Below are 12301 nucleotides of genomic sequence, written 5' to 3' on the forward strand. Positions count from 1 at the left end.
AGGCTCTGAAGGTCCGGCTTCTGGCCGCGCTCGGGGTCTGCTTGCGACGCCCGTCAAAGTCCGGCGTCGACGCTCACCGCCGTGAGCCTGGCGAGCTGATCCGCGCTCAACTCCAGCTTGGCGGCCGCGCAAAGCTGCTCGACCTGCTGCACCGAGGTGCCGCTGGCGACCGGCGCATAGATCGCCGGCTGTGCGTTCAGCCAGGCCAGCGCGACCTCCCCCATGGTCGCCCCGGTTTCTTGCGCCACCTCACCCAGGACCGGCAGCGCCCGCCACCCGGCGTCGGCGAACATCCTGGCGCTGCCGCCGCGTGCGCCCGTCAAGTCTTCGGGCGACCGATACTTGCCGGTCAGGAAGCCGGCGGCCAGCGCATAGTAGGGCAGGACGGCCAGGCCGCGATCGGCCGCCAGCTGGTGCAGCTCCCTTGGAAATTCACCGCGCCAGACAAGATTGTAGCCCGGCTGCAGCACCGTGTACGCCGCCAGCCCCTGCCGCGCCGCGCTGTCGAGAGACAGCGCCAGTCGTTCGGCCGTGAAGTTGGAGGCGCCCAGCTCGCGCGCCTTCCCAGCCTTCACCAGGGCGTCGAATCCGGCCACGACAGTGTCGACCGGCGTCTGCGGCTCGTCGCGGTGCGCATAGTAGAGGTCGACATAGTCGGTCCGAAGCCGCTCGAGCGAGGCGTCCAGCGCCGCGGCGACCTTCTCCGGCGCGAGGGCGCCAGGAGGTCCGCCCATGCCGGTCTTGGTGGCGATCTTCATGTCGGACCGGACGCCGCGGCTTTCCAGCCAGGCGCCGATAATCGTCTCCGACTCGCCGCCCTTGTTGCCGGGAACCCAGCTCGAATAGCCCTCGGCCGAATCGATCATCCGCCCGCCGCCCTCGTAGTAGGCGTCCAGCACGGCGAAGCTCTGGTCGCGGTCGATCGTCCAGCCGAAGACGTTACCGCCGAAGCAGAGCCGAATCCCGGCGAGCCCCGGATGCGCGTCAGCCATCGAATGTCTCCTTCAGCGGGGCCAGGATCATGGCCTGCGCCCGGCGATCACCCCTGTCATAGATCGAGCTCGCCCCGCGCCGTGGCGCCCTTGCCGACGGGATGGGCCGGGCACAGGACATTGACGATCCGGCAGGGCTGGTCGCCGTCGTTGCGCCAGCCATGCATGACGCCGCGGTCCACCAGGACGTCGCCCGCCCGCAGCCGGGTCTCGCCGGTCTCCGTGATCAAGACCACCTCTCCGGAGAGGACGACGAGGAAGTCGAGGGTGTCGGTCGCATGCATGATCGAGCCGCCGCCCGGCGGAAAGTCGGAGAAGACGAACTCCGCGCCCGCGGTCGGAAACCGGAACCGCCCGCCGCCGGCGTCGTCCGTTCCGCTGTTGTCAGCGGGCAGGTCCTTGGCCGACCAGATCACTGTGCGGGCGGCGTCGTCGATCAGGATGCAGGAGCGTCCTTCACTGTCGAGCCCCGTCACGACACGGCGCGGCGGGCCGCCCTCACGGCTCGATGCGGCGCGCATGGCTCTAGGCGCCCCAGCTTCCGCCGCCGGCGCTGTAGCTGGACATGCGGCCGCCAAAGCCGCCGCGGGAGATGACGGAGCTGCGCGTCTGCACCTTTTGCGGACCTCGCACGACGTCGGGCGAGTCGAAGCCGCTACGGTCGATGCGGGTCCGGCCGCTGGAATAGTCTGTCCAGACCCGCCCGCCGCCGGCGGTGTAGAAGCCGCCGTCGCGCCCATCGCGATAGAGACCGCGCCCGCCCCAGCCGCCATCCATCATGCGCCCGACGACGAAACCGGCGATGAGCGGCCCCCAGATCGAGCCGCCGCCGCTCGCCGCCTGCCGCGGAACGCACTGGCCCTGGCCATAGACCTCCTCGCAGGAGGCCTGTTCCTTCCAGGTCGCGGACTTGGCGTCGTCGGCTGCTGCGGTCTTCTCCGCCGCCTCGCAGGCGGAGTCCGGCACCTCGTTCTTGTCCTTGCACTGCTGCAGGGACTGGTAGGCGAAGCCGTCCGTCGCCTCGACCGGCTTTTCGATGCGGATGTTGTCCGCAGGGCTGTCGCCGCAGGCCGAGAGCGAGACGCCGCCCGCGGCCATCAGGGACGTCAGCGCCAGCTTGCGTGTGCGTTTCATGGAAATCAGGCCGTCATACAGGCGGCGTTGAGGATGCCGACCGCCAGTGAGATGGTGACGAGGTAGACCGCCGCCGACATCTCGCCCCGCTCGATGCGCGCGGACAGGTCCGGCAGGGCGATCCGGCGCACGCCCCAGAAGGCGGCGATCTGGATGACGCCGGCCAGCGCCGCCCAGGCGACGAATTCCGGAAGCGAGCTGGTGTGCGCCAAGGCAGAGGCGAGGGGGATGACGTAGCCGATGACCGCGCCGGCCAGGGCCACGGCCGCCGCGGCGTTGCCGGCGCGGATCAGGGCGCCCTCGTCATGCGGCGTGATCGCGCGGTAAATCGCCTTGAAGATCAGGGTGAAGCCGCCGGCCGCGACGAAGGCCAGGATGAAGCTCAGCGCACCGGCGCCGAAAGCGTAGGGATCGAAGATCATTCAGGCCTCAAATTCTCCAACGTTCAGCGGGATGCCGATCATGATCTCGTGGGTGAGGTCGCCGCCCTGCGGCTCCATCTCGATGGCCAGCAACAGTTCCCGGCCTTCGCCCGGCAGGTCGCGCGCGAACAGCATGCAGGTCTGGTAGATGCGCCGCGGCTCGGTCGCCGAGCGGTCATCGTAGACGCTCTCCCACAGGCTGACCGGGTCCTGTCGCTCGTCGGCGTCGCCGAACCAGAAGCGGCGGTACTCCGGCAGGCCGTCGTCGGTGAAGGTCCGGGCGCGCAGCCGGTCGCCCCAGCGGCGCTTGGCGGCCTCGTCCGGCGGATAGGCGCTCGACCATGGGCCGAACAGAGTGAAGTCGTTGGCCTGCTGGCCCTCGGGGTCGGGGCTGACCACCTGCAGCATGAGGTCGTCCTCGGTGTAGAACCGGTGGACGTAGCCGTCGGCGCCGAGGTTGATGAGGCCCTGGGCGACGATCCCCAGGGTGTCGGTCTGCAGCTTGAACTTCGCGTCCGCGCCCAGGCGGCGCCAGGCCAGCGGATCGAGCCGTACGCTCCGGCCGATGGTGACGTTGCGGACAACAGGGATCGCCGAGGTCTCGACCCCGTTTTTTTTGCCGCCGAAGAGTCCCCGGAAGATCACGTCACCAACCCTATTCGGAGTCTGAGCATAGTGCGACCTTGCAGCCTGTCAAACATACGCGTATTCATACCATGAACAAATGCGACAGCCAAAGGACAAGGCGGCGGGCCTTAGCCCCGCGGAACGGACCCGGCAATGGCGCGCCGAGCGCCAGCGGCTGGGGCTCGTGAAGCTGGAGCTCTGGGTTCCCCCCGGCGCCAAGTCCGATATCCAGGCCGCCGCGCGCGCCATCATCACAGCGTCGAGCCGCGGACCGGCGCTGCTGACCAACCACCTTCCGCAGGGATCTTTCCAAATGGACCACGTCATCGACACCGACTGGTCGGTAAAAAGCCTCTCGGAGGCGCTCAACGAGACCCGTCTGCTACGAGACGGCGAGCTTACCGCCCGCGTGATCGAGGGCTCCGAGCCCGTCCTGCAGATCACCATGCACGAGTTCGGCGACCTGCCGATCTTCCTGTCCGTCGGTTCCGAGCAGATCGTGGTGTCGGCCCTGCTGTGGCCGGTGGACGAGCAGGAGGACCAGCCAGGGTTCAACGTCTTCCTCCTGAAGGCCCAGAAGCTGGTGCCGCTGTCGAACTTCGGCATCACCACGGTCGCCGGACGAGACTACTACGAGCTCTTCGGCGAGCTCTCCTGCAAAACCACGTTGCAGACCGTGATCATCGAGCTGCGGATGCTGGCGGAGAACGCCATCCGCGCCGCGTCCGATCTGCGCGACAACTTCAACGCCGGCGCCTGAGGAAAGCCCCATGTCGATCTTCACAAAGCTCTTCACCCTGCTGCGCGGCGGCGCTCACGAAGCCGGCGCCGCGGTCGTCGACGCGAACGCCCTGCGGATCCTGGACCAGGAGATCCGCGACGCGGACAACGCGCTCGGCCGCGCCCGCGACGACCTCGCCACCCTGGTCGCCCGGCGGCGCATGGTGGAGAAGGAGCTGCAGAGCCTGACGGACCAGTCGGTCCGCTACGAGAGCTCGGCGCGCGCCGCCCTGACCAAGGGCGACGAGGCCCTGGCCCGCGAAGTGGCCCAGCGGATCTCCGAGCTGGAGACCGAGATCGGCCTGAAGACTCCCCAGCTGGGCGAGATGCGCTCCGCCGAGGAGCGGATGCACCAAACGATCGCCACCACCCAGCAGCGGGTGGAGAACCTGCGCCGCGAGATCGACGTGGTGAAGGTCAACGACAGCGTCCAGCGGGCGCAGGCGGCGGTGGCCTCGCGCGGCGCCGGGGCGACGGCGGTGCTGGGATCGGCCGCGGACAGCCTGAAGCGGATCAAGGAGCGCCAGGCGATCCAGGACGAGAAGTTCAAGGCGTCCGCCGAACTGGAGGATCGCCGCACGGGCGCGGATCTCGACGCCAAGCTGCAGGCGGCCGGCATCCTGCCTGGCCACACCTCGGCCGACGACATCCTGGCGCGGCTGAAGGCGCCCGCCGCTGCCCCCATGCAGCTGGAGGCGCCGCGCCTGCAGATCGAGGCGCAGCCGGTCGAGCGGGACGTGAAGTCCTGACGAGCCTGTGAAACGCATCAAGACAGAAGAGCGCCCCGGCTGGGATCAGAAGGCCGAGGCGCTCGGCTTCACCTGGCGACATCTCGACGGCGCGCGCTATTGGGACGAGCGCGCCTACTACGCCTTGACCCTGGAAGAGGTGGAGCGGGACATCGAGGGGCCCGCGGCCGAGCTGCACGCCATGTGCCTCGAGCTGGTGGACGAGGTGGTCAAGAGCGAGGCCCTGATGGCCCGCCTGGCGATCCCCGAGGCGTCGCGCGACGACGTGGCGGAGAGCTGGGCGCGCAAGGATCCCTCGCTCTACGGCCGTTTCGACCTGGCCTACGACGGAACCGGCCCGGCCAAGCTCTTCGAGTACAACGCCGACACGGCCACCAGCATCTACGAGACGGCGACCTTCCAGTGGATCTGGCTGGAGGACATGATCGAGCTTGGCCGCCTGCCGGCGGACGCCGACCAGTTCAACAGCCTGCACGAGAAGCTGGAGGCGCGGTTCCGGGCGATCTTCCCCGCCGGCGGTTTCGTCCACTTCGCCAGCGATCCGGACGCCGTCGAGGACCGCCAGACGGTGAAGTACCTCGAAGACATCGCCAGCCAGGCCGGGATCGAGCCCAAGTTCACGCCGATCCGGGAGATCGGCCTCGACGCCGACGGCCGCTTCGTGGACCAGGACAATTTCATCGTCCAGGTGCTGTTCAAGCTCTACCCCTGGGAAGAAATGTTCCGCGAGGAGTATGCGTCCAAGATCAGGGACGCGCAGACCCGCTTCCTCGAGCCGCCGTGGAAGGCGGTGCTGTCCAACAAGGGCATGCTGCCGCTGCTGTGGGCGCGGAACCAAGGCCACCCGAACCTGCTGCCCGCCTTCTTCGAGGACGACCCGCGCTCGGCCGAACTGGGAAACTCCTACGTCAGGAAGCCGCTGTTCTCGCGGGAGGGCGCCAACGTCGAACTGGTGGCCAAGGGCCGCCGCGCCGCGGTGCTGGACCAAGGCTATGGCGAACAAGGCCACATCCGCCAGGCCCTGCAGACGCTCAGCGCCTTCGACGGACACTATCCGGTGCTGGGCGCCTGGATCGTCGGCGACGAGCCGGCCGGAATCGGCCTGCGCGAGGATCGCAGCCGGGTGACGAAGAACCTCTCGCGGTTCGTGCCACACGCCATTCTCGCCTAGCGCCGGCGACCTTGGAGCCTCGTGCGAGCGCGAGGTCAGCCGGCGTGCAGGCCGGGCGCATTGCGTTCGACGGTGAAGCTTGCCCGCGTCGAGAGCTTGCCGTCGCGCCGGCTGACGGCGTCCAGCACCTTGAAGTCGGTCCGCCAGAGGTCCCGCCCGACGTCGCAGACGACGTAGCCCCGCTGGTCGTTGATGAACTTCAGGTGCGGATTGTGCGCCAAGATCCGGTCGGATCCCGCGCGCAGGTCCGAGCCGTCGCCGCCGGAGCTGATCGAGGTCGCGACGAACTCGACCGCGGCCACCGGCCCGTCGCCGTCGCCGGCCCGCAGTTCGCCGGCGAAATTCTGGTGCTCGTCGCCGGTGGCGACCACGGCGTTGCCCACCTTCGCCTGGCGCAGGTGGTCGAGCAGGCGACGCCGCGCCGCCGGATAGCCCGCCCAGGAATCCATGTTCCAGATCGGCGGGCCAACGTCGTCCTTGCGCCGGTCGAGCGGCATCATCATCACCTGCTGGCCGATGAAGTTCCACCGGCTGGAGCCCTTGGCCAGGGCCTCGAACAGCCAGCGCTCTTCCTGGGCGCCCATGATCGTGCGCTCCGGGCGAAGCCCGTCTGCGCAGGACGGCTTGAAGCCGTCGCCGCAGGGCTGGTCGTCGCGGAACTGGCGGGTGTCGAGGAAATGGCAGTCCAGGAGATCGCCATAGGCGGCCTGGCGATAGATCTGGATCGCCGGGCCGCGCGGAAACGACCGGCGTCGCAGCGGCATGTGCTCGTAATAGGCCTGAGCCGCAGCCTCGCGCCGGAGATCGAAAATCTCGGGCGGTGTTGCGTCCTGGCTGATATCGGCGGCCCAGTTGTTGTCGGTCTCGTGGTCGTCCCAGGTGACCCACCAGCTGTGGGCGGCGTGGGCGGCCTGCAGGTCGGGGTCGGACTTGTACTGGGCGTAGCGGCGGCGATAGTCGTCGAGGCTGTAGAGCTCGTCGCCAAGATGCCGCCGGACGGGGCCGGGCGTGGCCGCCGCGGCCGGCGAGGCGGCGCCGCGGCCCTCGTAGATGTAGTCGCCATAGTGCCAGAGGAAGTCGAGCTCCTCCCCGGCGATGCGCCGGTAGGCCGTATAGAAGCCGTTTTCGAAGCTCTGGCACCCGGCGGCTACGAAGCGCACGCGGTCGAGGCGCGCGCCCATGGCTGGCAGGGTCTTCGCCCGTCCGACCGGGCTCTGCGCGCCGCCGGCTGTGAAACGATACCAGTAGGGTCGGTTCGGCTTCAGGGCGGACAGCTCGACGTGGACCGAATGGCCGAGCTCCGGACGCGCCAGGGCCTCGCCGTGCGCGCTGATCGTCTGGAAGCGGTCGTCTTCGGCGACCTCCCAGGCGACGGCGACCGGGGTCATCGGCATGCCGCCGTGGGGTTCGAGCGCGCGCGGCGCCAGCCGGGTCCAGATGACGAAGCCGTCGGAGGCCGGATCGCCGGAGGCCACCCCCAGGGAGAAGGGGAATTCCGCGAACGACGCCTGCGCCCGCACGAGACTCGGCAGGGCGAGGCTGGCGGCCAGACCCGCAAGGGCGCCGCGACGCGTCGCCGACCCCGCCTTCATCTGGGATGGCACAGGAACCCCTCCTTCAGGACGATCACGATGACGCGCGGCAAGGACGCCGACGCCGGTTCTCGACGACTAGAGAGTCGCGGCGAAGTTTCGATGACGGGGCGGCTTCCGCGAGCGCTCAAAGGGTGCGCTCAAACGTGGCGCATCCTCAAGAAGACCTTCGGAAGGTCAGGGGGCGTTGAAAGCGGACGACCGACGATCCCGACGCCCTTGCGCCGCTCGACGAAGCCGAATGAATCGAGGAAACGACGCTTCCTGAGCTATTCCTTTATCGCGCCGATCTGCGTGAGCAGTGTCAGCATGTCGAAATAGTGCGTGAAGCTCTGGACCTTTCCGCCTTCGACCTGAACGACTTGGCACGCCGGGAGCTCGATCGGCTTGGCCGACGCTGGAATCGCGCCCGACGGCAACTGCAGCGGTCCAGTGTGAACACCCTTCCACACGACCTCGATCACCGCGGTGTCCCCGCTCGCAAACTCGCGCACAAACGTCGCCTTCGAGTCGGGGAAGGCCGCGGCCCAGCCCTTCCAGGCGTCGATGATCTGCTCGACGCCCTGAACGCGGCGGTGCGTCCCTTTTTCATCATACACGGCGTCGGCTGCAAACAGGTCCTTCACCTTGCCCCAGTCCTTGTCGCCGTAAGCGATCGTTACGGCCTTCGCGATCTCGGTGACGTTCGCCATGTCATCGTCGCTTCTCATCCAACCAGGGCCCGCCGACTTGCGATCGCAAGACCTCGCAAGCAGCGGGGTTCCTCGCCGTTCGATCAACTGACACTGAGCGGGAGCAGGTCAGCGGTCTGAGATGGGTCGGAGACGGGCGTTGCCGCCGGTGTGCGACGGCCAGGCCGGGCTATTCGCTACGGCAGTCGCGCCTCGGCCATCTGGCCTGCTCGGCGGGGGGCGGGCCCCTCGACCAAGTCGACCACGTCGTCGACGTAGCTGGCGGTGTTCTGACGCGCCGCGGACGCACCCCAGACGCCGTTCGTCTCCAGGGTTTCGAATCCGCCGCCGAGCTGGAACAGGGCGCGGAACGCTTCCTTCTCGAACAGCGGGGTGGGGAGGATCTGCACGCCGGCCTCACGCAGCTGGACGACCACGCTCTTGAGCATCCGCGGCTTTATGGCCGTCGGCACCCGGGTCAGGAGCGCCCGGTGGACGAGCGCCTTTCCGCCTCGGCGGCCGAACGCCGCCACCATCTCGGCGGCCTTGATCGCCTCGTGCAGGTCGAGTTGCGATCCCGCGAGCGGCGTGAGCACGAGGTCGAACCTCATAGCGGCGAACACCACGGCGCCGCGTTCCGTGCCCTCGGTGTCGAGGATGAACCATTCCGGCCGGTGGCGTTGCGCTTCACGCACGGCGTCGCGGATGTCCGGCACCGTGGGCGCGGGATGGACGGTGACGCCGTTGAGCTGGTTCGGCAGAGCGGCCCAGCGGACGAGCGGCTTGTTCGGATCGGAGTCGATCATCGCGACGCGATGTCCGCGCTCGGCAAGGCCGACGGCGAGGGCCACGGCCGCGGTCGTCTTGCCGGCGCCGCCCTTGGGACTGATGAAGACGACGTTGGGCATCGGGGTCGCTCGCCACTCCTGCAACGGTGGCGCCCACTCAGTCCGCAAGTCTGGCGCTTTCGTGTCCAGCAGGGCGGAAGGCCCCCGGCGGAACTGCGACATGAAGTCCTGAGCGTGCGGGTTGGGAGCGGGCGCCGGTCGGCGCTGCACCCCCGGCGGGGCTAAGCCCGCGTCAGATCAACACAAATTCAACAACCGGAGCCGCGCAAAACATTTCACAACCGGCCGGGTTTGAGACCAGCTGAAACGACGCGGTTGCGGCATGTGAGCATCTCAATGTCGGCGGAAAGCGCTTCGCCCCTTCCGGGCTTCACCGGGGTATACAGCTTCGGGGACAGTCTCCTCGATCCCGGCAACGACCTCAGGGCCGCCGAGCTGCTGGACAGGTTCCCCTTCGTCTCGGTTCCGGACGGGGCCCCCACCGCCGACAAGGGCTATTTCGAGGGCCGGTTCAGCAACGGCTACAACTTCGCCGACCTGATCAGCAACAAGCTGCTGGACCAGCCCGCCAAACCCACCTTTCCCTATGGCGTCGCCGAAACCCTCCTCGGCTTCCCCAGCCCGATCGGCAACCGTCCCGAGGGGAACAACCTGAGCTTCGCCTACGGCGGCGCGCGGGTGATCCAAGGGCCCGACCCCGCTCCGGCGCTCGGGGCGCAAGTCGAGATCTACGAGACTTACACGGCCGATCCGAATGCGCTGTACGTGGTTGGGATCGGCGCCAACGACGTCCTTTCCCTCGTTCCGACGGGCGGCGCCCCGGTGACGGGGGCGGAGGCCGAGGCCAGGCTCGCCGCCATCGCATCTGAGATCGTCGAGCAGGTCTCTCGCCTCTACAGCCGCGGCGCACGCCATGTCGTCATCGCCGACATCCCCAATGTGGGTGCGGTTCCGGCCTACCAGGGGAGCCAGGACGAGGCGATGCGGCGCGGCCTGGCGGCGCAATACGCCCATAGAGTCGACGACCTGCTGGAGGCGCAGCTCGGGGCGCTCGCGCGCCCGACGGGCTCCAGCCTGCTGCAGTTTCATTTCGACGCCTACACCGACGCCGCCGTCGCTGATCCGGCAAGGTACGGCTTCACCAACGTCACCCAAGCGCTCACCAGCCAGGGTGGCGCCCTCGATCCGACCGGCCGGGGCTTCCTGTTCTTCGACAACCTCCACCCGACGGCTCAGACCCACGCCCAGGTCGCCTCGGAAATCCTCGACGGGGTGAAGAACCCCGGCGGGCCGCTCGACTGGAACGCGCCCCCGACCATCGGCTCCCAGGCCGTCGGCGCCATTCCCGCAGGGGGCGCAGACCGCTTCGTGGCGGCCCTGAACGGGGGCGAGACCTATGTGCTCGACCTCGTCGGCGTGAGCAGCGGCGCAGCCACATTGGCCGATCCCCTGGTGCGCGTGCTTGACGCCTCCGGCGCCGTGGTGGCCGAAGACGATGACGGCGGACTTGGCCTTGACGCGCACCTGCAGTTCGCGGCGCCCGCCGCGGGCGACTATCTGGTCGAGGTCCAGGGCGTCGGCGTGACGTCGGGGAGCTACCGGCTGCAGATTGCGGGGCCTGGCGGCTCGAACCTCCTGCTCTCAGGCCGCCTGCGCGGCTCGGACGTCGCGGTTGAAGGCGGCGCGCAGGGCGACGCGATCGTGGTCCTCGGCGGCGCCAACTATCTGCGAGGCGGCGACGGGAACGACACCATCACCGGCGGGACCGGGTTCGACAACGTCAATGGCAACAAGGGTGACGATAGCCTCGTTGGCGTGTCGGCGATTGGGGACTGGCTGCTTGGCGGCCAGGGGAACGACCTGATCGACGCCGCACTTTCCAGCGGCGGCAACCGTGTCAACGGCAATCTCGGCGCCGACACCCTGACCGGCGGCTCCGGCGGCGATAGCCTGAGGGGCGGCCAAGGCGCAGACCGCATCACCGCCGGCCCCGGCGCGGACTGGCTGTCGGGAGACCTGGGTGACGACACCCTCGCCGGCGGCGACGGAGCCGACACCTTCCACGCCGGGGGCGGTCTGGACCTGATCGTGGATTTCGACCTTGCCCAGCAGGACCGGGTCCAGCTCGACGCCGGAATGAGCTACAGCCTCAGCCAGGCGGGTTCCGACACCCTGCTGGCGTTTGACGGCGGCGCCCAGATGCGGCTGGTCGGGTTCCAGACGGCCAGTCCGCCGGACACCTGGATCCTCGGCGGCTGACCGCCATTCGAGCTGGTCCGCAAAGGTGACAGGAGCGCGGTTGGGCCTCTAGATGGCCAGATGAAGCACGCCCGCATTCACAGACGCACCTTCCAGACGCCCTACGGCAAGGAGATCGTGAAGTTCGAGGTCGTACTCGTTCACGCCGACAGCGGCCTGGAGCAGTCCTCCGGCGAAGGAGGCACTCTGTTCGAGGACTATGAAGCGGCTCTTGCCGACGTGCAGACGAGGGGACTTCAGCTCCTGGACTGATCGCTGGCGCGGTGGATTGAAGACGTTCACCCGCGGAGCCTCAATGATGGCGCCGAGGCTTGGGAGACTCCGCCATCACCACGCAGGAGCCTCCATGCATGCCCAAGGTTGACGTCACCTTCGGTCCCAGACGTGAGCTCGGGGAGCCGCGCTTTTTGGATTTTGTGGCTTCGCGCCCGCTGGCGAGGCCGCGGTCGGAGCACACCTCGGGCCCTCCCGGCGCCGAGGACCGCCCGCTGCATCTCGACCTCGCAACGCGCGAGCTGCAACGCAGACGGCCTGGAATGACGCGCCAAGGATTTGCCGAAGATCCTGCCGCCGTAGGCTCCTCCCGCGCCCTGCGGCCCGTTCGCGACCCGAGATCGCGGCGTGGGCTCCTCGCGGTCGGCTTGACCGCCGTCGTGGGCCTAGGCGTGGCTGGCGCCCTGTGGAGCTATCCGGCGCTCGAGCGCCGCATCACAGGGGGCGGGAGTATGCCGGAACCCGCGCCTTCGGCATCGCCCGCGGTTCGCCCGGCTGAGGTCGCGGCGATCAAGCCGCTGGCTGAGGTCCACGAAGCCGAGCTTCCCGCCCCGCTCGACGCAGCGGCGCTCGCACCTTCGCCCGCGCTTCGCCGGGAGGTTCCCACCGAGCCCGCGCCCGAGGTCGCCAAGCCCAAGCGCCAGGAGACTCCGGCAAGGCCCGAAGCCTCGGCCGCCACGGCGCGCGCGAACATCATTGAAACCCATGCGCCGAAATCCACCCTCTCGGCGCAGTTGGCGGCGCAGACAGCCGGTGACTGAGCCGTCGAAAAATGCCGGCGGC

14 protein-coding genes are annotated in these 12301 nt (G+C 68.7%); 6 read left to right on the forward strand and 8 right to left on the reverse strand.

Going from position 1 to position 12301, the window contains the following annotated elements:
- Positions 1-53: 53 nt before the first annotated feature.
- From ACSQ2B_RS23975 to ACSQ2B_RS23995, 5 genes are read right to left on the reverse strand one after another with little or no spacing between them, the layout of a single operon-like run.
- Complete coding sequence (locus ACSQ2B_RS23975) at positions 54-992, reverse strand: aldo/keto reductase (RefSeq protein ID WP_436053918.1); 939 nt, start codon at positions 990-992, stop codon at positions 54-56.
- Between the two features lie 56 nt (positions 993-1048).
- The gene (locus ACSQ2B_RS23980; RefSeq protein WP_436053920.1) at positions 1049-1513 is read right to left on the reverse strand and encodes a cupin domain-containing protein; all 465 of its coding nucleotides are present in this window, start codon (positions 1511-1513) and stop codon (positions 1049-1051) included.
- Between the two features lie 4 nt (positions 1514-1517).
- Entirely contained in the window at positions 1518-2126 is a 609-nt protein-coding gene (locus ACSQ2B_RS23985) for a DUF1190 domain-containing protein (protein WP_436053921.1), read from the reverse strand.
- A 5-nt stretch (positions 2127-2131) separates the two neighbouring features.
- Positions 2132-2545, reverse strand: coding sequence for a DUF350 domain-containing protein (locus ACSQ2B_RS23990; protein WP_436054050.1), 414 nt, complete (start codon positions 2543-2545; stop codon positions 2132-2134).
- Positions 2546-2548: 3 nt separating this feature from the next.
- Positions 2549-3190, reverse strand: coding sequence for a DUF2491 family protein (locus ACSQ2B_RS23995; RefSeq protein ID WP_436054051.1), 642 nt, complete (start codon positions 3188-3190; stop codon positions 2549-2551).
- A gap of 82 nt (positions 3191-3272) precedes the next feature.
- Here ACSQ2B_RS23995 and ACSQ2B_RS24000 point away from each other — a divergent pair, with 82 nt between their 5' ends.
- From ACSQ2B_RS24000 to ACSQ2B_RS24010, 3 genes are read left to right on the forward strand one after another with little or no spacing between them, the layout of a single operon-like run.
- Positions 3273-3935, forward strand: a complete 663-nt coding sequence (locus tag ACSQ2B_RS24000; RefSeq protein WP_436053922.1) for a YjfI family protein — start codon at positions 3273-3275, stop codon at positions 3933-3935.
- 10 nt (positions 3936-3945) lie between these two features.
- On the forward strand, positions 3946-4704 hold the full coding sequence (locus tag ACSQ2B_RS24005) for a PspA/IM30 family protein (RefSeq protein WP_436053923.1): 759 nt from the start codon (positions 3946-3948) through the stop codon (positions 4702-4704).
- 7 nt (positions 4705-4711) lie between these two features.
- The gene (locus ACSQ2B_RS24010; protein ID WP_436053924.1) at positions 4712-5875 is read left to right on the forward strand and encodes a glutathionylspermidine synthase family protein; all 1164 of its coding nucleotides are present in this window, start codon (positions 4712-4714) and stop codon (positions 5873-5875) included.
- A gap of 35 nt (positions 5876-5910) precedes the next feature.
- On the opposite strand, the gene ACSQ2B_RS24015 is transcribed toward ACSQ2B_RS24010, so the two are convergent.
- From ACSQ2B_RS24015 to ACSQ2B_RS24025, 3 genes are all read right to left on the reverse strand, one after another.
- The gene (locus ACSQ2B_RS24015) at positions 5911-7479 is read right to left on the reverse strand and encodes an alkaline phosphatase D family protein (protein WP_436053925.1); all 1569 of its coding nucleotides are present in this window, start codon (positions 7477-7479) and stop codon (positions 5911-5913) included.
- Positions 7480-7736: 257 nt separating this feature from the next.
- The gene (locus tag ACSQ2B_RS24020) at positions 7737-8159 is read right to left on the reverse strand and encodes an ester cyclase (protein ID WP_436053926.1); all 423 of its coding nucleotides are present in this window, start codon (positions 8157-8159) and stop codon (positions 7737-7739) included.
- Positions 8160-8335: 176 nt separating this feature from the next.
- Positions 8336-9046, reverse strand: coding sequence for a ParA family protein (locus ACSQ2B_RS24025; RefSeq protein WP_436053927.1), 711 nt, complete (start codon positions 9044-9046; stop codon positions 8336-8338).
- A 276-nt stretch (positions 9047-9322) separates the two neighbouring features.
- Between ACSQ2B_RS24025 and ACSQ2B_RS24030 the strand changes: the two genes are divergently transcribed.
- The 3 genes from ACSQ2B_RS24030 (at position 9323) to ACSQ2B_RS24040 (ending at position 12279) form a co-directional block, all read left to right on the forward strand.
- A complete protein-coding gene (locus ACSQ2B_RS24030; RefSeq protein ID WP_436053928.1) occupies positions 9323-11245 on the forward strand; it encodes an SGNH/GDSL hydrolase family protein in 1923 nt (640 codons plus the stop codon).
- Between the two features lie 60 nt (positions 11246-11305).
- Positions 11306-11497, forward strand: coding sequence for a hypothetical protein (locus tag ACSQ2B_RS24035; protein ID WP_436053929.1), 192 nt, complete (start codon positions 11306-11308; stop codon positions 11495-11497).
- Positions 11498-11595: 98 nt separating this feature from the next.
- Positions 11596-12279 (forward strand): hypothetical protein, encoded by a 684-nt coding sequence (locus ACSQ2B_RS24040; RefSeq protein WP_436053930.1) that lies wholly within the window; start codon positions 11596-11598, stop codon positions 12277-12279.
- Positions 12280-12301: the final 22 nt, after the last annotated feature.

The sequence above is a fragment of the Phenylobacterium sp. LjRoot225 genome (assembly GCF_964252855.1).
Lineage (GTDB): Bacteria > Pseudomonadota > Alphaproteobacteria > Caulobacterales > Caulobacteraceae > Phenylobacterium.